Consider the following 21,109-nt stretch of genomic DNA (forward strand, 5'->3'; position numbering starts at 1 on the left):
AACATGAAAGACCTGCAAGTCTATATCGGCGAAGGTTTCGCTGGACCAGGCGTAAACGCTGCCCACATCAACATCATGATCGGCCCGCGTAATGGCCCCGTGGGGCAGGCGTTCACGAACAGCCTGTCGTCGCCTTCGCAAGGGCACGTGCCGTTCATGGTGGTGGCGCAGCCCAACGTGCCGGTCAAGCCCGCCACGCTCTATGTGAACAAGGCCGACATTCGCGGCGACCTGCACGGCAACGCCACGTGGGGCGCCTCGCAGGCGGCCATCGCGAAAGCGGTGACGGAAGCGATGCTCGACGGCACGCTGCCGCCGCAAGCGGAGAACGAATGGTGCATCGTCACGGCGAACTGGGTGAACTGGTCGTGCGACGACCTCGACGCCGTGTACGAGAACAACTATGTGGCCTGCAAGACGGCCATTCGCGCCGCGATGAACGGCCTGCCCCTGCTCGACGACATTGCGAAGATCAAGGATCAGATCAGCAATCCGTTCTACACGCCGAAGGCCAAGGCGGCCTGAGCCGCACCAATCGTTACAGGTGACTACGATGCAATACGTGCAACTTGGCCGCTCCGGCCTGAAGGTGTCGCGCCTGTGCCTCGGCACGATGAACATGGGCACGCCCGAATGGAAGCCCTGGATCTACAACGAAGAGCAGAGCGAGCCCATCGTGCGCCGCGCGCTCGAAGCGGGCGTGAACTTCATCGACCTCGCGGACTTCTACTCGACCGGCGTGGGCGAGGAAGTGGTGGGGCGCATCGTGCGGCGGCTTGCGAAGCGCGACGAACTCGTGCTCACGACCAAGGTCGGTTATCCGATCGGCAATGGTGCGAATAACCAGGGCCACTCGCGCAAGCACATCATGGAAGGCATCGACGGCTCGCTGCGCCGGCTGCAAACCGATTACGTCGATGTCTACATGCTGCACTACTTCGACGTGAACACGCCGGTCGAAGAAACGATGGACGCGCTCAACGACATCGTGCGCGCTGGCAAGGCGCGCTATATCGGCGTGTCGACGATGTTCACGTGGCAGTTCGCGAAGATTCTGCAGGCCTGCGAGCGCTATAACTTCGCACGACCCATCAATATGCAGCTGCAGCTGAACTGCGCGTATCGCGAGGAAGAGCGCGAGATGATTCCGTTCTGCCAGGATCAGGGCGTGGGCGTGTCGGTGTTCAGTCCGCTCGCACGCGGCCTGCTTTCCGGTGACGCGAAGTCGGTGCGCAACCAGACCGACTTCTTCACCGTGCAGATGTACGACGATGAAGCCTCGCGCGATATCGCGCGTTCGGTGGCCGAAGTCGCTGCGGCGCGCGGCGTGTCGTGCGCGCAGATCGCGCAGGCCTGGGTGCTGGGGCGCGCGGGCATCTCGTCGATGCTCGTGGGCGCCGACACCGTCGCACAGTTCGAAAGCGCGCTCGCCGCGCTCGACACCCAACTCACCGCCGACGAGCTGTACGAACTCGATCGCAACTACACGCCGTGCGACGTGATCAACGACTACGTGAGCGCGCGCATTCCGCGTGTGCCGCGCGCGGCGCGGCGCCTGGAGATCGCAGCATGACGGGCTCGACGATTGACGGACTGAAAGAAGCGCGCCTGTGGCGCACATCGAGCTTCATCGACGGCGAATGGGTGGCGAGCGAAGCGACCTACCCGATCATCGACCCGGCCACCGGCACGCCGCTCGCGCAAGTGGCCCGCGCCGGTGCGCGCGAAGCAATGCAGGCCGTGGCGGCGGCCTCACACGCGTTCCCCGCATGGCGCGATGCCACGGCGGCGGAGCGCAGCGCGAAGGTACGCCGCTGGGGCGAGCTGATGCACGCGCATCGCGAAGACCTCGCGCGCATCATGACGGCCGAGCAGGGCAAGCCGTACGCGGAATCGCTAGGTGAAGTGGCGTACGCGGCGAGCTTTCTCACGTGGTTCGCGGAGGAAGCGCGACGCGCCTATGGCGACGTGATTCCCGCGCCGAAGAAGGGCGCGCGCATTGTCGTGACGAAGGAGCCCGTGGGCGTGGTCGGTGCGATCACGCCGTGGAATTTCCCGCTCGCCATGGTGACGCGCAAGGCCGGCCCGGCGCTCGCGGCAGGTTGCACGATGGTGCTCAAGCCTTCGGAAGAGACGCCGCTTTCTGCGCTCGCGCTCGCCGAGCTGGCGGTCGAGGCGGGGATTCCGCGCGGCGTGTTCAACGTCGTTTCGGGCGACGCCCCGGCGATCGGCGACACGCTGATGGCCTCAAAGGCCGTGCGCAAGATCTCGTTCACGGGTTCGACGCGGGTGGGCAAGCTGCTCATGCGCGCTGCCGCCGATACGGTGAAGAAGGTGTCGCTCGAACTGGGCGGCAACGCGCCCTTCATCGTGTTCGACGACGCCGATCTCGATGCCGCCGTGGAAGGCGCGATAGCCTCGAAATTCCGCAACACGGGGCAGACCTGCGTGTGCGTGAACCGCTTCTACGTGCAGGCCGGCGTGCACGACGCGTTTGTCGAGAAACTCGTGAAGGCGGTGAGCGCGTTGCGCGTGTCGGGCGGCATGGAGCCGGGCGCCACGCAAGGGCCGCTCATCAACGGCGCGGCGTTGCGCAAGGTCGAAGCGCATGTGAGCGATGCGCTCGAGAAGGGCGGCGTCGTTGTGTGCGGCGGCCACCCGCATGCGCTCGGCGGCACGTTCTACGAGCCCACGGTCATCACGGGCGCGCACGGCGGCATGATGCTCGCGCACGAGGAGACCTTCGGCCCCGTGGCCGCGGTGTTCCGCTTCGAGACCGAGGAAGAAGCCATCCAGGCGGCGAACGATACCGACTTCGGCCTTTCCGCCTACTTCTACGCACGCGACATTGGCCGCGTGTGGCGCGTGGCGGGCGCGCTGGAAAGCGGCATGGTCGGCATCAACGAGGGCATTATCTCGACGGAAGTCGCGCCGTTTGGCGGCGTGAAGGAGTCGGGGCTCGGACGCGAAGGCTCGAAGTACGGGCTCGACGAGTACCTCGAAACGAAGTACCTGATGATGGGCGGCCTCGGCTGATTTTCCGCGCGGTTACCACGCTTGCCAGCTTTTGGCGAAGACCGCCGCGCGAGAGTGCGGCGGTTTTTTTTGAGCCTTCACCTGAACGAACGAATGGGTTTGATGCCTCAGTCAGACGCGATGAAGCGCAGCGTACCTGCCAGGCGCGCCGGGCCGCCGGTGTCGTTCGGATGATTGACGCCGTCCATGACAGGGACCTCCGCGAAATCGAATGGGCTCACGCCGTCGAGGCAAGCCACGTTCACGCCATACAGGTTCGGGTTGGAGCGCCGTTGAAGATGCGTGGCGATTCCGCAGCGAGAACAAAAGAAGTGCTGCGCCGCTCCGGTGTTGAAGCGATAGCTCGTTAGCACATCCTCGCCCTGCAGAAATTCGATCCCACCCATTTCCGCCGCGACGATGACCGCGCCTCGCATACGGCAGTAAGAGCAGTTGCAGCGGCGGATCGAGTTGAGGCCGTCGCTGAGCGTCGCCTCGAAACGCACCGCGCCGCAGTGGCACTGGCCTGCCCATTTGTTCGTATCGCCAACCATGTCGTTTGTTTCTCCTCTGCGGAAAAAGTGTCTTATGCAAGGATGCGACGTCAACCGGCCCACGCGTTGACGTCGAGAACCGCTTTCGCGAATGTTTCCGGCGCCTCCTGCGGAAGGTTGTGGCCTGCATTCGGCACGATGCGGTTCTCATGGCGCCCGCTGAAGCGCCGCGCGCTGGTCTCTCTTGCCCCGGGCGGCTGAACGCCGTCGGCGTCTCCGTCGAGCGTGACCGTGGGCACGGTGATCGGCGGCGTGGCGGCGAGGCGTCGCTCCATGTCGTCGAAGCGGGGATCGCCTTCGACCAGTCCGAAACGGTGGCGGTAAGAGTGGACCACCACATCGACGAAATCGGGATTGTCGAACGACGCTGCCGAGCGCGCGTAGACGTCGTCGTCGAAGCGCCAGGTCGGCGACCATAGCGACCACAGGAGACGGCAAAACGCGCGCCGTTTTTCAGTCAACCCGGCCCGGCCGCGTTCGCCGTGCAGGTAGTACTGGTACCACATGCGATGTTCCTTTTCGGGGTCGGCTGGCTGTGCGGCAGCGGCGATACTCTGGATGTTGTAGCCGTTGACCGAAACCAGACCCCTGGCTCTCGACGGGTAGAGCGCCGCGACGATGCATGCCGCCCGGCCGCCCCAGTCGTATCCGCCGAGGACGGCGCGGTCGATCCGAAGGGCGTCGAGCAGCGCGAGCAAGTCCGCGCCAAGCGCCGCCTGCTGGCCCGAGCGGAGCGTCGAGGGCGAAAGGAAGCGCGTTGGGCCGTATCCCCGCAGGTAGGGGACGATGACGCGGGCGCCTTGGGATATGAGGCGTGGCGTCACCGCGTCGTATGCGTGGATGTCGTAGGGAAAGCCGTGCAGCAGCACTACCGGCCATCCACTCGCGTCGCCCTGTTCGTCATAGGCGATGTCGAGCAGTTCGGTTTCGATATGGTTAAGCATGGGGGCGCTCCTTCGCGTTCAGTGGCGTGCGCAGTGGTGTGCTCGGTTGCGTGATGCTGCACGGGTAGCAAACGGCGTGCGTGAAATCATCTCAGAGCCCGAGACAAACCGCACCGGCCGCGACGACCACGCAGGCGAGCCAGCGCGTTCCACTCACCGCTTCCCGCAAAAACATCCGCCCGATCAGCACCGCGAACACCACGCTGGTCTCGCGCAACGCCGATACTGCGCCCATCGCGCCCGACTGCAGTGCCCAGATCACGATGCCATACGCGCCGATCGACACGAGGCCGCCGGCCACTGACGAGGCGATCGACAGCGGCTCGGCGCGCACCGGCGTCCATAGCGCTGCCGACCCGCGCCGCGCGACGAACAGCACCGGCATCGCCCAATAGGACAGGAACATCCACGCGGTGTAGCTGAGCGACTGGCCGTCGGACAGGCGCACGCCGATGCCGTCGATCACGGTATAGAGCGCGATCGTCGCACCGGTCGTCAGCGCGGCGAGCGCACCTGCGCGCGACACGTGACGCCCCTGCAGCGCGATCGCGATGATGCCGCCCGAGATCATCACGATCCCGAGACCGTGCAAGGGGCCGATCGCTTCATGCGCGAACAGTGCCGCGCCGAGCGTGACGAGCAGCGGCGACGAGCCTCGCGCGATCGGGTACGCCAGCGCGAGGTCGTTGCGGCGATACGACCGCACGAGACTCACGTTGTAGAAGACATGCACGAGCCCCGACGCGGCGATGTAGGGCCACGAAGCGCGGGCCGGCGAGGGCATGGACAGGACGACGAACGTGGCGACCACGCCGATGGCGATGCTCATCCACGTCATGGAGAAAAACCGGTCGCGGTTGCCATGGAGCATCGCGTTCCAGCTCGCGTGGAGCAGCGCGGCGAACAGCACGATACCGCCGGTATAACTGAGCATGTGGGTGAGGGCAGGTTTGCATTGATGGTCTGACGAGAAGGATATCTATCTTGTGACCCGTGAACAAACCAGATAAATTGGGGGCTCGCGTGAGATAAACTATTTCGAATGAAACCGGTATTGCCTCCACTCAATGCCCTGCGTGCCTTCGAGGCTGCGGGGCGGCTCGCGAGCTTCAAGGAAGCCGCCGCGGAGCTGCACGTGACGCCCGGTGCTGTGAGCCAGCACGTGCGCTTGCTGGAGGAGTGGCTTGGCGCGCCACTCTTTGAACGGCACAACCGGCGCGTCGAGCTGACGCCGGCGGCGAAAGCTTATCTGGCGGAAATCGGCCCGTTGTTCGAACAGCTCGCCCTGGCAACCGCGCGATATGGCGTGCCCCAAACGGTCTCCCGAACCCTGTCCGTGAACGCGCTCGCGACATTCACGCTGCGCTGGCTGGTGCCGAGGCTGGCGAAATTCCGCGCGGAGCATCCCGACGTGGACGTGAAGGTGGAGACGTCGAGCGAGCCGCTGGAGAGTCTGAAGGACGACTATGACCTCGTCATCCGGGGCGGCCCGGACACCTTCTACGGCTATTCGATGCGGCCGTTCTTGTCCGAGGAGCGCCTTCCGGTCTGTAGTCCTACGCTTTTGCAGCGCGTGCCGCTTCGTTCGCCAGCCGACTTGAGAGAACACACGTTGCTGCACACCTCGAGTCTTCCGCGGATTTGGCCCGACTGGCTCGCGAGCGTGCAGATTCCTGACCTGAGGCCGGCTGCCGCGTTGACCTTCGACCACTTCTATCTGACCTTGCAGGCTGCCATCGACGGAATCGGCATTGCAATGGGGCCCACTGCGCTGGTCGCCGACGATCTCGCCGCCGGCCGGCTCGTCGCGCCCTTCGCGGGTCCACGTCTGCCGTCGCGCAGCTATTGCACTTACGTCGCGCACGAGAAGGCTGCCGATGAACGGGTCGTGTTGTTCCGTTCATGGCTCGAGCGCGAGGGAATGGGTTCGTGAATGCCGAGGCATCGGCGTCGCAATAATGCGACGCCTCGCAGATTTTTTCCGCGCAAGAGCGACTGATTACGCGCTCCTTTTCTCTCCCAACCGCGAAAACGCGCGTCGAAGCCGTTCGATCGTTGACGGAGGCAAGTGGGGGAGCGGGCAATGTGACCACAAGGCCGTGGTCACGAAGGGTACGCCTACTCCATGACGGGACCGATATCAAGCTAATGATTCGGCCGCATTTTCTCCGACCTGTGCCGAACCTTGCATTCTTATAATCTGCCGCGCGCTCGCGCGAATAGGTGCGATGTCGCAAAAAAATGCGGCATTGCGTCGAGCGCTGTTTTTGGCGCGCGAATGCTTAGTCGTGAATGGTGGAGTGCACCGGCCCTTTCGTGGGACCACAACAAGACTGTGACAACAGGAGAAACTGCATGAAGGCTATTCAAGTATTCAAGCTGGCCGCAGCGACGGCTCTCGTGGCGGCGTCCTTGCACGCCTATGCGCAGGGCGACGCGGCTAGCGGTGCGACTGCCGCAGCCGAGCAACAGGCAGCCCCGTCGAAGGCGCAATCGAAGCAGGCCAAGGCCGCTAACCGCGCGCTCAGTCGTAAGGTCCGCACCGCTCTCGCCAAGGACAAGAAGATCGATGTTTCCAAGATCACCGTGCGCGCGCGTGACGGCGCCATCGTCCTGCAGGGCTCGGTGCCGGAGCAGTCGCAGATCGAACACGCCAACGAAGTCGCCACGGGCGTGCAAGGCGTAACGTCGGTCAAGAACGCGCTGACGATCCGTCCGAACGAGTCCTGATCATCCTCTCACTATGGCCTTGCGCCCGGCCGGGCGCATGCGCCAACGCCCGGAGACAGGTCTCCGGGATCCTCCTGAAGGCCGCGCCTGCCGTTGCCTTCATTTCGCGAAGCGACAGCTGAACAGCCTGCTTGCGCGCGCATGGTCGAAATGTAAAAGGATGGGCGCAGATCGCTCGCAGGACCTAAGCAGGTTCGGCAGCCTCGGCAGGCCCGCGGATTGCTGGCGGTCCGCTCGCGGGCTCCCCTGAAATCTGGCGTCGAATCGTCCGGCGAACACCGGAGATAGCCGACGCAACGCCATCCAGCCATGCAATCTCTCCTCGCGCTCGAAGCACTGAGCTTCTTCATGGCTGACGTCCAGGCGGGCATCGGACCGTTTATCGGCGTGTTCCTGCTTGGCCGGGGCTGGCGCACCGATGAGATCGGCTCGGTCATGACGCTGGCCGGGCTCGCCGCGATGGTCGCCACGCCGCTGGCCGGCGCGTTCGTCGATTCGACGCGATCCAAGCGCGCATTGATCGTCGCGGCAACGGTTGCCACGGCGCTGGCATCGCTGGCGCTTTTGTACACGCGCAGCTACGCGGCCGTGGCGGCCTCGCAGATCGCGGCCGCCGTGGGCGGGTCGGTCCTGTTGCCGGCGCTTGCGGGCGTCACGCTCGGCATCGTGCGCGCGGGCGGTTTCGACCGGCAGTTCGGGCGCAACCAGGTGGCGAATCACGCAGGCAACGTCGTCGGCGCGGCGCTCGCCGGGTGGTTTGGCTGGCGGTATGGATTTGCTGCGGTCTTCGCGCTGACCGCGCTCTTCGCCGCGCTTGCGGTCATCTGCGTGCTGCTGATACCGGCGCACGCAATCGACTACGCCAGCGCGCGCGGGCTCGATAGCGAAGAGGATGGCCGTCGGGGAAGCGAGCCACGCACAAGCCCGGCAATCGGCGGCAGGCGGGACGGACCGGCGCCGCCGGAACCGGGCCGGCTGCGCTCGCTGTTCGCCAACCGGCCGCTCGCGCTCCTCGGGGCTTCGCTCGCGCTCTTTCACCTCGGCAATGCGGCGATGCTGCCGCTCTATGGCATGGGCGTAGTGGCCGCACATCGCGGCAACCCGAGCGCCTTTACCGCGCAGACCATCGTTATCGCGCAATGCGTCATGATCGGCGCAGCGTGGCGCGCGCCGCGGCTCATCGGCAAGTACGGCTACTGGTGGGTGTTGCTGGCCTCGTGGTGCGCGCTGCCGGTGCGCGGCGTACTGGCGGCGATGGTCATGAACGGCGCGGGCGTCTGGCCCGTCCAGATTCTCGACGGCATCGGCGCCGGGCTGCAGAGCGTCGCCGTGCCGGCGCTCGTCGTACGCCTCATGGAAGGCACGGGCCGCGTCAATGTTTCGCAAGGCGCGGTCGCAACTGCGCAGGGCGTGGGCGCCGCGCTAAGTCCCTTGCTGGGAGGCACGCTCGCGCAGCAATTCGGTTATCCCGGCGCGTTTCTCGCGCTCGGCGCCGTCTCGGTGGGCGCTCTCGCGCTTTGGTTTTGTTTTGCCGGCACATTACGGGCCGCATGCCAACACAGAGATGAACGATGACCTCGATGCGCATGCAACGAGAATATCGCATGGCGATTATGTGTGCCGCAATGAAGCCGATGGATTTTCCGAACCAGGGATGCGAAACGTAGTCTCGCAAAATGCCGTGTAAATCGTTGAGCTGGATTTCAATCGGAGCGCCAAAAAGAGGCTTTTCGCAGATGCCGGATCAAACAGCCGAACCGCATATCGAACCGCGCAGCGCCCGGATTCGAGGCCGATAAATCCATTACGCCATTACGGGTAATTGCCAAAAAGCGAAATAAATCGTTGCGCACAATGCGCTTAATTATCCGCGATTGCTTTCCTAAACTTGATATCAACTGGCAGTGGTTTGCTTTACGTACACCTCTGCGAACAGTTACGCGATTTTATCGTCGTGAGCCGCATATAACGACCGCCCAATGAGAAATAGGGCGAGTCGTTTGTGCCGGAATTCCAGTCCAATCTAAGGAGGAGCGAGTCATGAGCAAGACAACCAGCACATTCATCGCGGCCGTCGCCGCACTGATGCTGTCCGGCGGTGCGTATGCACAGGCCAACAATACGCTGGCAACCCCAAGCGTTTCGTCGCCCGCGGCTGCCAATAACAATGCAACGAGCGGCTACGGCACGCCAGGCGCCACCGGTACGGACAGCGGTATGAGCGCCACGTCGCCGAACTCGAGCACGAACAGCGCAACGTCGGCCACGCCCGCGTATGGCAGCAACAACACGCTGGCGACCCCGAGTACCGCGTCTCCGGCCAAATAACGGCAGCCTGTTATCGTAAGCAAGACCGCTGTCCTCACGGACAGCGGTCTTTTCTTTTGCCCTGACCCCGCCGGAAAGGGCCAGCGGCATGCGGATGTCGCCTTTCGACGCTCAAGTCTGTCCCCAAGCTGCCGTAATAGCAGGCTTCGGAATATTCTCGATGCATCGTGACACATCCCGGGACTCAGCCTTCACTGGATCTTGCTGCGCTAATCGAAACCGTCCAGCGGAACGAGCGCGCATCGAAGTCGTTCCAGGACGTGGAACTGCGCCTGATCGGCGCGCACGACTGGTGCGCCTTTCTCGAAGGGATATTCGTCTATCTGCCCGAGGTGTTCCGGCTGGCTTCAGCCGGCCTCTGGCTCGACGTCCGGACGCCGCTGTTGCGCGACCTGCTCGACTCTGACTGCGGGCGCGCCGACCTCGAAGCGAACCTGCGCTCCGGGCTCCAGGGCGGCCTCGCGCTGGCGCGCCTGTGCGCAGGGAACCAGCCGTGGCTTGGCCGCGTGAGCGAACTGAGCGATCTCGAGCCCGCGGTGAGCGAGACCTTCTTCGACGCGCGGACCGCGATCGGCAGCGCGATCGTGTTGCCGCTTCTGAACCGCACCCAGCTGCTCGGCTATCTGTGCCTCGCGAGCGATGACCCCGCGCGCTTCGACGCCAGCATGGGCACCGATCTGCTCGCGCGCTTCAGCCGCGTTGCTGCGGCGAGTCTCGACAACGTCTCCCACCGCGAGCATCTGCGCAAGACCGGCGTGACCGATCCGCTCACGGGCCTCTCGAACCGCCGCTATTTCGACGAGCGCCTGCATCACGAGATTCGACGCGCGAATTCGCACGCGGCGCCCATGTCGTGCCTCTTCATCGACATCGATCATTTCAAGCAGATCAACGACACGCATGGCCACGCGACTGGTGACCTCGCGCTGGGCGCCATCGGCACCTGCCTGAAGCAGCAGGTGCGCGTGGGAGACACGGTGTCGCGCTACGGCGGCGAAGAGTTCGTCGCGCTCTTGATGTGCGAGTTGCCCGACGCGCTGGCCGTTGCGGAGCGCATCCGGCAAGCGGTCGAGACGCTCGAAGTGCTCGACGACGAGGGCGAGCGCATTGCGCTCAGCGTGTCGATCGGCGTGGCGGCGTATCGGCTGAACAGCGAGGCGACCACCGGCGCCGCGAGTCCCGAAGCGCTGGCGCGCTCGCTGCTCGACCAGGCCGATCAGGCCATGTACCGGGCCAAGCACCAGGGGCGCAACCGCGTTTCGCTGCTCGAGGCGTGAAGGTACAGACGTTCACAAACATGACATCAAAAGAGCGGCGTCGCTGGCACGACTCGTGAACGTGAGCCAAGGCCGCGCTGAAACGTAAGTTTTCAAAATCCGGCACTATTTGCGGTAGCAGTGGTTTCCCAGGCCCGTTGAGCAGGCAAAGCGAAATCATGTCTACCGACCTTTTGATGACCGTTGCCTGCCTGGCCTGCGCGATCGCGATGTTCCTGATCGGGCGGCCGCGCTCGGACGCGGTGGCGCTCATCATGATCGTCGCGCTGTCGCTCTCGGGCATCGTGACCGTCAACGAGGCGCTGGCCGGTTTCTCCGACCCGAACATCGTTCTCATCGCGGCCCTCTTCGTGCTCGGCGACGCGCTCGCGCGCACGGGCGTCGCCCAGCGCGTGGGCGACTACCTCATCGAGCGCGGCGGGTCCAACGAGCGCCGCCTCGTCGTGCTGATCATGATCATCGTCGGCATCATGGGCTCGGTCATGAGTTCGACGGCCGTCGTCGCGATCTTCATTCCCATCGTCATTCGCATCGCACGCCAGTCGGGCGTGTCGCGGGCGCGCATGCTCATGCCGGTCAGCATGGCCGCGCTCACGAGCGGCATGCTCACGCTCGTCGCCACGACGCCGAATCTCGTCATCAACAGCGCGCTCGTCTATCGCGGCTACCGGCCCTTCAGTTTCTTCGCCATCACGCCGCTGGGCGCGCCGATTCTCGCCGCGAGCATCGGCTGGATGCTGTTCGCAAGGCGTTTTCTGAACGGTACAGGTGGCGCGGAGGCGACTACGCGTCCGTCGCTGAACGACTGGGTTGCCCGCTATTCGCTCGAAGGGCGCGCCTTTCGCCTGGAGGTCGGCGCGGATTCGCCGCTCGTGGGGCAGACGCTCGGGCACACCGGGCTCGACGACGACCCCGTGGCGCACGTCGTCGCGATCGAGCGGCGCGCGCGCATGGGCGCGACGGTGCTGCCTGCGACCGCGGACAGCAGCATCGCACCCGGCGACGTGCTGCTGCTCGACGTGGAGTCCGCAAGTTTCGACGTGCAGGCGTTTTGCGCGCGCTATGCGCTCGCGATGCGCCGCATGTCGGGCGCATACTTCACCGACCAGTCGCACGACGTGGGCATGGCCGAAGTCATCGTGCCGCCGGACTCATCGCTCGTGGGCAACGTCGCGCGCAGTTCCTCGGCGCTGCGCCGGCACGGCGTGACGGTCGTCGGCCTGCGCCGCGCCGACGCCGCGCTCGAGCAGGACCTGCAGGCCACGCAGCTCAAGGTGGGCGACACGCTGCTGGTGGTGGGGCCTTGGATCGACATCTTCTCGATGCAGTCGGTGGAGCGCGATATCGTGTGTCTCGCCATGCCGGTCGAAAGCGACGCCTACGTGCCGGTGCCGCACAAGGCGCTGCACGCGCTCGCCATCATGGCGCTCGTCATCGCGATGATGCTCACGCCGCGCGTGCCGAACGTGCTCGCCGGCCTGATCGGCTGTCTGCTCATGGGCGCGTCCGGTTGCGTGAGCCTCGACAGCGCGTATCGCGCGATCCACTGGCGCAGCCTCGTGCTGATCGTGGGCATGCTGCCGTTTTCCATCGCGCTGCAGCGCACGGGCGGCATCGACATTGCCGCCGACGCCGTGCTGCACGTGGCCGGCAACTGGGGTGCGCACGGCCTGTTGGGCGCCGTTTTCCTGCTGACGCTCGTGATCGGCACCGTGATTTCCGGCACGGCGACGGCGGTGCTGATGGCGCCCGTGGTGCTCGCGATGGCGGCGCACCTGCATGCGTCGCCGTATCCGTTTGCGATGACGACGGCGGTTGCCGCGTCGGCGGCCTATATGTCGCCGATCTCGACGCCTGTGAATGCGCTCGTCAGCACGGCTGGCGGCTACCGGTTTCGGGAATTTTTCACGGTGGGCTCGCCGGCCGCCCTCGGGGCGCTCGTGATCACCGTATTGCTGGTACCGCTCATTTGGCCGGTTTTCCCGCGCTAGCGCGAGGAGAGGCCGGCCACCCGTTCGCGAGGCATTGACCGGAGATGGCGAATTTCTTGACGAAAGCGTGGGTCCTTCGCTGGATCAAGCGGTTTTTCGTTTTCCTGCTGATTGCATTCGTGTGCATTGCCGGCGTGCGTTTCTTCGACGCGCAGCGCAAGGCGCCGTTGAGCCTGTGGCACACGTACGTGCCGGAAGACATGCACGCGCACGAAATCGATCATGCGACGTGGGAGGAATACATCGCCAACGAGAACCGCCTGTTCGACGCAGTGAAGAAGAACGTGACCGACAAGCTGCCGGCGGACGAACGCATTCCCGCCAATCGCTATTTTTCGGGCAGCCCGATTTATCCTGGGCACTTTCGCACCGACTGGAACCGCTCGTACACACTCATGCCAGAGGGCGCGCCGCGCGGCGTGGCCGTGATGCTGCATGGGCTGACCGATTCTCCCTATAGCCTGCGGCACATCTCGCAGCGCTATCAGCAGGATGGCTTCGCCGTGGTGGCGGTGCGTTTGCCGGGACACGGCACCGTGCCCTCGGGGCTGACCGAAGTGACGGCGGAAGACTGGGAGGCGGCCGCGCGCCTTGCCGTGCGCGAAGCGCGGCACCTCGTGCCGGCGCCTGCGCCGCTGCATATCGTGGGTTTTTCGAACGGCGGCGCGCTCGCACTGCAATACTCGCTCGAGGCGCTGGACGACCCGAGCCTGCCGAAAGCGGACCGCCTGATCCTGCTCTCGCCGATGATCGGCATCACGCGCTTCGCGCGCTTTGCGGGGCTCGCGGCATTGCCTGCGATCTTGCCCGCGTTTGCGAAAGCCGCGTGGCTCGACATCGTGCCGGAATTCAATCCGTTCAAGTACAACTCGTTTCCGGTGAACGGCGCACGGCAGTCGTGGCGGGTCACGCGCAAGATCCAGCAGGAAGTGGCGGACGCGGCGCGCAACGGCAAGCTGGCGGCGCTGCCGCCCACGCTCACCTTCCAGTCCGTGCTCGACTTCACGGTGAGCACGAGTGCAATCGTCAGTTCGCTGTATGCGCAACTGCCTGCCAACGGCAGCGAGCTCGTGCTGTTCGACATTAACCGCACGGCGCAATGGAGCCCGCTGTTGCGCGCTTCGATGCGTGACGCGTTGCGCCGAATCGCGCCCGTGCCGCCGCTGCGTTACCGCCTGACCGTGCTCACCAACGCCTCCGCCACCTCGCCGCATGTGGTCGAAGAGAGCACGGCGCCGAACGAGACAACGGCGAAAGTCGAACCCACGGGGCTCGACTATCCGCTCGATGTCTACTCGCTTTCACACGTGGCCTTGCCGTTTCCGGTGACCGATTCGCTGTACGGCCGCAACCCCGATCCCAACGACGACCTGGGCATCCATCTGGGCGCCCAGTCCGTACGCGGCGAAACCGGGGCGCTGATCGTGGGGGCGGGGCTCCTCACGCGGCTCTCGTGGAACCCCTTCTACGATTACATCGTCGAGCGTATCGACTACCTGGCGAGCCACGGGCCGTGAGCGCGCGTCTGGCGCGCGTCAGGCCCGGACCCGGCCAGGGTTTATGCGCGCGGCGCGAGCTCGACCTGCGCGGTCATTTGCTGGCCGTCGCGGGCCACGACGACCGACACGTTGCTGCGTGCCCGCGCGATCATGCTTTGCAGCTGCTCGACGTTGTCCACCTCGATGCCGTTGACCGCGATGATTACGTCGCCCGCGCTGATGCCAGCCGCCTTTGCCGGACCACCCGCTTTCACGACGAGCACGCCGCCGTCCACGCCGACTTGCTGCGCTTCGTCGCTGCTGAGCGCACGCACGGCCACGCCGAGACGCGGGTGCGCATTGCGGGCCAGCGTGGTGCCATTGCCGTTGCCGCCGCCCTGCACGATCTGATCCTTCATGTGCATGGCTTCGTCGATCGGAATCGCGAACGAGAGGCCCTGGAAGCCGCCCGTGCGCGAATAGATCATCGAATTGATGCCGATGACTTCGCCGTTCAGGTTGAAGAGCGGGCCGCCCGAATTGCCCGGGTTGACGGGCACGTCGGTCTGGATAAGGTGCGTCGGGCTATCTTCCGAAAGCTGGCGCGACTTCGCGCTGATGATGCCCGAGGTCACGGTGTTGTCGAGACCATAGGGCGAGCCGATCGCAACGACCCAGTCGCCCACCTTGCTGTTCGCCGGATTGCCGATCTTCACCGTGGGGAAACCCGTGCCGGCGATTTTCAGCACGGCGACGTCGCCGGCCTTGTCGGTGCCGATCACGCGCGCGGAGAACTTGCGGCCGTCAGTGAGCTTGACCGTCACGTCGTCAGCGCCTTCGACGACGTGATTGTTCGTCAGGATGTAGCCATCCTGGCTCACGATGAAGCCCGATCCCAGGGCGCCCGAATGGCCGTCTTCGGAGTCCGGGTTTTCCTTAACGACCTCGACATGGACCACAGCCGGGCCGTACTGCGCGACGATCGCCGAGAAGTTGGGCGCCGTGCCCTTGACGTCGTCTGCCTTCGGCACGGGTGCCGACAACGTCGTTTTCGTGATGCGGCTTTCGTCCGCGCTGGCGTGCTCGTGGCTCACGACCCAGGCGCCGGCAAGCGCCACCGCTACACCGGCGATCAGGCCCCGGCGCCGATATTTGATGGTACTCATTGCTATGGTCTTCGAAGAGATGGTGAAGGTGCGCGTAAGGTACTTTTTGCTGCTTAAACGTGACTTAAATGCACGAGAGATCTTTTGACCGCGCGAAGAGTCGATGTGCGCGCAACGAAAATCCGGGTGGGGTTGTTCGGATTCCCCGCCAGCTAGCGCGCACGTCTTTTTCAAAGCGGCTAGTCTTGCGAAGTGGCGGCCGATCGCGCCCCGAAGACGCTTTATTGAGGGCCGGATAAGCGAGGCGAGACGTTGATGGCTTGCAAACGTCTCGTGCCTGATCACCGGTTCGCCGCGCGACGCGCTGTACGCAACCGCTGTCTACAACATCAACGCAACGTGGTTCGTCATCCAAAGCATCTACATGAAACAGGATCTCGTCACGTTCACCTGCGTGGTCGTCATCGCCGTCATCACGGGGTGGGTGCTGTATATCGGGCGCCCGGTGCTGGTGCCGATCGCATTCGCGATCATCACGTCGTATGTGATCTACGGGCTCGCTGAAATCCTGCGGCGCGTGCCTCACGTGGGCACGCGCATTCGCGCAGGCGCGCGCTACTGGAGCGCGGCCGCGCTCATACTCGTGGCTGCGTGGCTCGCGACCGAACTGCTGCTGTCCGACACTGACCGCATGCTCGCCGTGGCGCCGAAGTACGAAGCCACGCTGCTCGCGTTGCTCGCCAAAATCACCGCACTGTTTCATCTGGAAACCGAGGCTTCGTGGACAGCCTTCCGCCGCGAGCTGCTCGCGACGGTCAACGTCCAGTCGCTGCTCACCTCGCTGCTCGGCTCGCTCTCTTCGCTCATGGCGACGACGCTCGTCGTTCTGCTGTACACAGCGTTCTTCATGGTCGAAATGGGGCGGTTTCGCCGCAAGCTCTCTGCGGTCATGCGCGGCAAGGCCGACATGGAGCCCGTGATCGACGCCATCAACTCGAAGATCGGCACGTATCTGGCGTTGAAAGCGCTGCTCGGCGTGGTGCTCGGCATTCTCAGCTGGATCTGCATGCATCTGGTCGGGCTGGAGTTCGCGCCGCTGCTCGCCGTGCTCATCGTGCTGCTCAACTTCGTGCCGTATGCGGGGTCGCTCATTTCCGTTGCGCTTCCGGCCTTGCTCGCCGCGCTTCAATTCGGCCAGTGGAACGAGTCGATCACGTTGCTCATTGCGCTTTCGGCGATCAACTTCGTGATGGGCAACGTGCTCGATCCGTGGTTGATGGCGGGGTCGCTGAATCTGAGTCCTGCGGTGATCCTCATGAGCCTCGCCGCATGGACGGCGCTCTGGGGCATTCCCGGCGCCTTTCTCGCCGTGCCGGGAACCGTGGCGCTCACGATCATCTTCTCCGCGTTCAGCTCCACACGGCCGCTGGCGCTGCTGTTGACGAAGGACGATGTAGTTAGGCATGCGGAATAAGTGCGTGGCTTACTTTCACAGGTGAACTATGGCTTCCAGAATCAACCGCCGCGGCAACGCAATCCGCCCAGTCTCCGCCTGCGTGGGCGACAAGGCGCTCGCGGAGTTCGCCAGTCGCCGCATCAGCGCCGATCTTGCGCGGCGCGGCTTCCTGATCGGCATGGGCGCATCCCTGTTGAGCGCGGTGATACCCGAGTTCAGCAGCGCGCAGCAGCCCGGCGGCGCGGCTCCCGCCCAGCCCACGACCTTCACGAACTTTCGCCTGTTCGACGGCAAGTCCGCGGCGCTGCAGGACGGCATGTCCCTCGTCGTCGATGGCAACCGCATTTCGCAGCTGCGTCGGGGCGCACCTGACGCGCAGAACGCGTCGGGCGGCCGCGTGATCGACTGCGGCGGCAAGGTGATGATGCCGGGCCTCATCGACATGCACTGGCATTCGCTTCTCGCTGCGGTCCCGATCGCGACCATCCTCCAGTCCGACTTGAGCTTCGTGTACCTGGCCGCGGGCGCGGAGGCACAGCGCACGCTCTTGCGCGGATTCACGACCATTCGCGACGTGGGCGGCCCCGCGTTCGCCCTGAAGCAGGCCATTGATGCCGGCATGCTGAGCGGCCCGCGCATTTACCCCTGCGGCGCGATGATCACCACGACGGGCGGCCACGGAGACTTTCGTTTGCTGACCGACGTGCCGCGCACGAGCGGCCAGATCAGCGAGATCGAACGCACCGGCGCTGCCGCCATCGCCGACTCGGCCGACGAAGTGCGCCTGCGTGTGCGCGAGCAGTTCATGATGGGCGCCACGCAGATCAAGCTCGTGGGCTGCGGCGGCGTCTCGACGCCGCGCAGTCCGCTCGACATGCTCACGTTCACCGAGCAGCAACTGAAAGCCGCAGTAGAAACGGCGTCCGACTGGGGCACTTACGTGCTCGTGCATGCGTACACGCCGGAATCGGTGAAGCGCTCGGTGGCTGCCGGCGCGCAATGCGTCGAGCACGGACACCTCATCGACGACCGGACTGCCGAAGTCCTTGCGAAGAACGGCACATGGTTGAGTACGCAACCGTTTACCAGTGAAGAGGATGTTGCGCCGTTGGCGCCGTCGAGCCGCGAGAAGTTTCTCGAGGTGACAGCCGGCACCGACAACATGTACAAGCTCGCGCGCAAGCATGGGCTCAAGGTGGCCTTCGGCACGGACCTGATCTTTTCGCAGGCGCTGGCCACGCGGCAAGGCACGATGCTCGGGCACATGACGCGCTGGTATTCGAATGCCGAGTCGTTGCGTATGGCGACTGCCACGAACGGGCAGTTGCTCGCGATGGCGGGCGAGCGCAATCCGTATCCGCACAAGCTCGGCGTGCTCGAGGAGGGCGCGTACGCGGATCTGCTGATCGTGGCGGGTGACCCGCTCCAGGACATGACGCTGCTGGCCAACCCCGATCAGAACCTGAGCCTGATCATGAAGGATGGCCGCGTCTACAAGGACACATTGAAGGCGTGACGCTGCGGGGCGCGGGCTCGCGGCGTCACCAAGGCACTTAAAAAAACAAAGGCGTCGCGGTCGCGATTTGGCACGTAAATCGAGGGCCAAATAGCCCGCGCAGGCATTCCGAACGCTGCGCGCATGGCGTATCAGCCACAGTCAGCCACACGATTTCTGTATCAAGATGTCACGGCGTGGGGACGCATCAACCGGGCCCATTTGCCTGCGCAGCGCGGCCATCATGGCACGCCCCGAGAACCCCCAGCGGGGGTCGAAATCCCGCCTGTCCAAATCCGCCATCTGGCCGATTCTGCCGGTTGAACTTCGCCTCGAAGTAGCTCATATTCAAATCGACTATTTGTTACAACCGTCCAACGATCTGCGCAATAGAGTAGGGACTACAGCGAATACTTCGAATCCGGGCCGCCTGGTTGCCTCCACTGCGACGCGCACCAGCCGCCGGTAGCAAACCCGAAACCATCCTGTCAAAGCTTCCATGCCTGCAATGTTCAACGAACCTGGCCGATCCAAGTCTGGTCCGTGGGGATGTCCATACTGCGGGACCGGTTTTAATGCGCCACTGATGATCTGTCCTCAGTGCGGCGCGAAGCAGCTTTCCTCTGGCCCGCGCATGTCGCCGGCCAGCGAATCCACCGCGCCCGAATGGCACGATGGTTTCGCGCGCCATGCGCGCACTGAGTGGAACCCGTCTGCGTTCAGTTTCAGTGGTGGCGCGCCGCGCGACAGCGATTACGAGCTGCGCGATGAAGCGCCTCGGGCGCCACGTTCGTGGTTGCCTTTCTATGCGATTGGCAGCGTGGTGTCGATCGCGTTTCTGCTGACCGCGTACATGATTTCACACCGGACCGAGCGCGAGCCGACCTTGGGCGCCCAGATCGTGGAGGGTGCGATCCTCGGACCCAAGGCCACACCGGCCGCGCACGACACGAAGCCGCATACGGTGCGCAGCGCGCCGCCCGTAGCGGTCGCGCAGTTGCCGCCTCCGGCTGCCAGTGTGCCGCCGCCTCCGGTCGCGAGCGTCAAGCCGCCTCCAGTCAATACAGCGCCGCCCCCCGTCGTGGCCCATGTCGCGCCGCCGGCGCCGGCACCCGCTCAAGCGCAGCCGCCGCGTACGGCGACTGCTCGAGCGGAGACCGCACCACCGCCGCCGAGCGCTGCCGAAGAGCGCGCGCTCGCTGCAGCGAAGGCCAAGGCAGACAAGGCCAACGCGGAGAAGGTCGCCGCCGCGAAGGCCAAGGCAGACAAGGTCAACGCGGAGAAGGTCGCGGCAGCGAAGGCCAACGCAGAGAAGGTCGCCGCAGCGAAGGCCGCCGCCGATTCGCGGGCCGACATCTCGAGAAGTCTGGCGATCGCGCGCGCGAGCCTCGACAAGAACAGCCTCGGGCCCGCGCGCAGCGCGATCAATTCCGCGCTCGCGGCACAACCGGGCAACGGCTCCGCGCTGCAAATGCAGGCCGAATTGACGTCGCGCGAAGATCAGCGCGATTCGTTGCTTGGCTACGCGCGGCTTTGCGCGCGCGATGGGCGGTGGGTGTGCGCCTGGCATAACGCGGGGCACGCATTGACCGTCGATTCGTCGAGTGGCGAAGCGCGCGAGATCCTCTCGCGATCGATCGCGGCTCAGGGCGCGGGCAACATGGCGCAGGGCGCAGGTCCCCAGCCCGCGATCAGGCAGGTCGATTCGGGTCCGCCGGGCCCGCCGATCGATCCCAACTGACGACATCCATAGCTTGGGCGCGGGTGCGTGACGCCAGTCATGCACCCGCACTAGCGTTGCTGGCTGTCGCGTTCGCAGTGGTGCTCGACCAGCCAGTTGCTGAAGTTGCGCACGCGTAACGTGTCCTGCACTTCAGGCCGCACGTCGAGCCAGTATCCCGAAGGTCCCACCACTTCCACTTCGCTCAGTTGCACGAGCGTGCCGTTCTCCAGTTCGGGCGCGATCATGTGCCGATCGGCAACGGCGATGCCCAGACCCGCCACCGCCGCATGGATCACCTGATCGAGCGTGCTGAACTCCAGTTCTCCGCGCGGCGCCATCTGCACGTCGAGCGCCGCGGCTTCGAGCCACGCTTCCCAGACCAGCAGGCGCCGGTCGATATCGAGGATATAGAGCCACGGATGCTGCGCGAGGATCTCGCGCAGCGCGTCCTGATCGGCGGCGGGCTGGCTGAACTCGCGCACCGAGCCGACCAGCACGTGGCGCTCGCGCATGAGCAGCGTGCTCTGGCCGCCCGGCAGTGGTTCCATGCCGAAGCGGATCTGGCAATCTTCGTTGCGCTCGGTGCCGTGTAGCGGCCCGTATTCGTTGGTGATGGAGATGCGCAAGTCGGGGTGGCGCACCTGGAAATCGCGCAGGCGCGGCGTGAGCCAGCGCGTGGCGAGCGTGGGCGCGGCGTTCAGACTGAGCAGGCTGTTCGACGGATCGGCGCGGATCGTGTCGAGCGTATGGGCGATGCTGTCGAACGCGGCCTGCAGCGTAGGCAGCAGACGCTTGCCCGCGGCCGTGATTTCGAGCCGGTGATGATGCCGCATGAAGAGCGGCGTGCCGAGATAGTCTTCGAGCAGGCGAATCTGACGGCTGATCGCCCCCTGGGTCACGTGCAGGTTTTGCGCTGCCCTGGTGAAGCTGAGCGTGCGGCTCGCCTCCTCGAATGAACGCAGTGCCGATAAAGAGGGTAGGCGGCGCATGCAAGCCTCGCGATGCAGAAGCG

General features: G+C 64.9%; 18 protein-coding genes. 13 read left to right on the forward strand and 5 right to left on the reverse strand.

Going from position 1 to position 21,109, the window contains the following annotated elements; all coding sequences use genetic code 11:
• The first annotated feature begins 3 nt into the window (after nucleotides 1-3).
• From fae to E1N52_RS05570, 3 genes are read left to right on the forward strand one after another with little or no spacing between them, the layout of a single operon-like run.
• Nucleotides 4-525, forward strand: a complete 522-nt coding sequence (gene fae, locus E1N52_RS05560; RefSeq protein WP_133180932.1) for a formaldehyde-activating enzyme — start codon at nucleotides 4-6, stop codon at nucleotides 523-525.
• Nucleotides 526-553: 28 nt separating this feature from the next.
• Nucleotides 554-1,573 (forward strand): aldo/keto reductase, encoded by a 1,020-nt coding sequence (locus E1N52_RS05565; RefSeq protein WP_133180934.1) that lies wholly within the window; start codon nucleotides 554-556, stop codon nucleotides 1,571-1,573.
• Entirely contained in the window at nucleotides 1,570-3,036 is a 1,467-nt protein-coding gene (locus tag E1N52_RS05570) for an NAD-dependent succinate-semialdehyde dehydrogenase (protein ID WP_133180936.1), read from the forward strand. Before E1N52_RS05565 ends, E1N52_RS05570 begins: the two co-directional genes overlap by 4 nt.
• A gap of 107 nt (nucleotides 3,037-3,143) precedes the next feature.
• On the opposite strand, the gene E1N52_RS05575 is transcribed toward E1N52_RS05570, so the two are convergent.
• The 3 genes from E1N52_RS05575 to E1N52_RS05585 all read right to left on the reverse strand — a co-directional run bounded on the left by E1N52_RS05575 (nucleotide 3,144) and on the right by E1N52_RS05585 (nucleotide 5,447).
• Complete coding sequence (locus tag E1N52_RS05575) at nucleotides 3,144-3,569, reverse strand: GFA family protein (protein ID WP_133180938.1); 426 nt, start codon at nucleotides 3,567-3,569, stop codon at nucleotides 3,144-3,146.
• Nucleotides 3,570-3,619: 50 nt separating this feature from the next.
• Nucleotides 3,620-4,513: an alpha/beta fold hydrolase gene (locus E1N52_RS05580; RefSeq protein WP_133180939.1), complete on the reverse strand. Its 894-nt coding sequence runs from the start codon at nucleotides 4,511-4,513 to the stop codon at nucleotides 3,620-3,622.
• A 91-nt stretch (nucleotides 4,514-4,604) separates the two neighbouring features.
• Nucleotides 4,605-5,447 (reverse strand): DMT family transporter, encoded by an 843-nt coding sequence (locus tag E1N52_RS05585; protein WP_133180941.1) that lies wholly within the window; start codon nucleotides 5,445-5,447, stop codon nucleotides 4,605-4,607.
• A gap of 108 nt (nucleotides 5,448-5,555) precedes the next feature.
• Here E1N52_RS05585 and gcvA point away from each other — a divergent pair, with 108 nt between their 5' ends.
• The 7 genes from gcvA to E1N52_RS05620 all read left to right on the forward strand — a co-directional run bounded on the left by gcvA (nucleotide 5,556) and on the right by E1N52_RS05620 (nucleotide 14,356).
• Nucleotides 5,556-6,446 (forward strand): transcriptional regulator GcvA, encoded by an 891-nt coding sequence (gene gcvA, locus E1N52_RS05590; RefSeq protein WP_133180943.1) that lies wholly within the window; start codon nucleotides 5,556-5,558, stop codon nucleotides 6,444-6,446.
• A 422-nt stretch (nucleotides 6,447-6,868) separates the two neighbouring features.
• Nucleotides 6,869-7,243 (forward strand): BON domain-containing protein, encoded by a 375-nt coding sequence (locus E1N52_RS05595; protein WP_133180945.1) that lies wholly within the window; start codon nucleotides 6,869-6,871, stop codon nucleotides 7,241-7,243.
• Between the two features lie 309 nt (nucleotides 7,244-7,552).
• Entirely contained in the window at nucleotides 7,553-8,818 is a 1,266-nt protein-coding gene (locus E1N52_RS05600; RefSeq protein ID WP_133180947.1) for an MFS transporter, read from the forward strand.
• A gap of 465 nt (nucleotides 8,819-9,283) precedes the next feature.
• Nucleotides 9,284-9,571 (forward strand): hypothetical protein, encoded by a 288-nt coding sequence (locus tag E1N52_RS05605; RefSeq protein ID WP_133180949.1) that lies wholly within the window; start codon nucleotides 9,284-9,286, stop codon nucleotides 9,569-9,571.
• A gap of 167 nt (nucleotides 9,572-9,738) precedes the next feature.
• Entirely contained in the window at nucleotides 9,739-10,848 is a 1,110-nt protein-coding gene (locus E1N52_RS05610; protein WP_133180951.1) for a GGDEF domain-containing protein, read from the forward strand.
• A 158-nt stretch (nucleotides 10,849-11,006) separates the two neighbouring features.
• A complete protein-coding gene (locus E1N52_RS05615) occupies nucleotides 11,007-12,839 on the forward strand; it encodes an SLC13 family permease (RefSeq protein ID WP_133180953.1) in 1,833 nt (610 codons plus the stop codon).
• A 56-nt stretch (nucleotides 12,840-12,895) separates the two neighbouring features.
• A complete protein-coding gene (locus E1N52_RS05620; protein ID WP_246088964.1) occupies nucleotides 12,896-14,356 on the forward strand; it encodes an alpha/beta hydrolase in 1,461 nt (486 codons plus the stop codon).
• Nucleotides 14,357-14,397: 41 nt separating this feature from the next.
• On the opposite strand, the gene E1N52_RS05625 is transcribed toward E1N52_RS05620, so the two are convergent.
• The gene (locus E1N52_RS05625; RefSeq protein WP_133180957.1) at nucleotides 14,398-15,483 is read right to left on the reverse strand and encodes a S1C family serine protease; all 1,086 of its coding nucleotides are present in this window, start codon (nucleotides 15,481-15,483) and stop codon (nucleotides 14,398-14,400) included.
• A 364-nt stretch (nucleotides 15,484-15,847) separates the two neighbouring features.
• On the opposite strand from E1N52_RS05625, the gene E1N52_RS05630 reads away from it, so the two are divergent.
• The 3 genes from E1N52_RS05630 to E1N52_RS05640 all read left to right on the forward strand — a co-directional run bounded on the left by E1N52_RS05630 (nucleotide 15,848) and on the right by E1N52_RS05640 (nucleotide 20,115).
• Nucleotides 15,848-16,897 (forward strand): AI-2E family transporter, encoded by a 1,050-nt coding sequence (locus E1N52_RS05630; protein ID WP_133180959.1) that lies wholly within the window; start codon nucleotides 15,848-15,850, stop codon nucleotides 16,895-16,897.
• A gap of 28 nt (nucleotides 16,898-16,925) precedes the next feature.
• Complete coding sequence (locus E1N52_RS05635; RefSeq protein WP_246088965.1) at nucleotides 16,926-18,395, forward strand: metal-dependent hydrolase family protein; 1,470 nt, start codon at nucleotides 16,926-16,928, stop codon at nucleotides 18,393-18,395.
• 565 nt (nucleotides 18,396-18,960) lie between these two features.
• Nucleotides 18,961-20,115, forward strand: a complete 1,155-nt coding sequence (locus E1N52_RS05640) for a hypothetical protein (protein WP_133180960.1) — start codon at nucleotides 18,961-18,963, stop codon at nucleotides 20,113-20,115.
• A 50-nt stretch (nucleotides 20,116-20,165) separates the two neighbouring features.
• Here the strand turns inward: E1N52_RS05640 and E1N52_RS05645 are convergent, their stop codons facing one another.
• Entirely contained in the window at nucleotides 20,166-21,086 is a 921-nt protein-coding gene (locus E1N52_RS05645) for a LysR substrate-binding domain-containing protein (RefSeq protein ID WP_133180962.1), read from the reverse strand.
• Nucleotides 21,087-21,109 lie beyond the last annotated feature (23 nt).

Origin of the sequence: Paraburkholderia guartelaensis, from assembly GCF_004353905.1 — a bacterium.
GTDB classification, from domain to species: domain Bacteria; phylum Pseudomonadota; class Gammaproteobacteria; order Burkholderiales; family Burkholderiaceae; genus Paraburkholderia; species Paraburkholderia guartelaensis.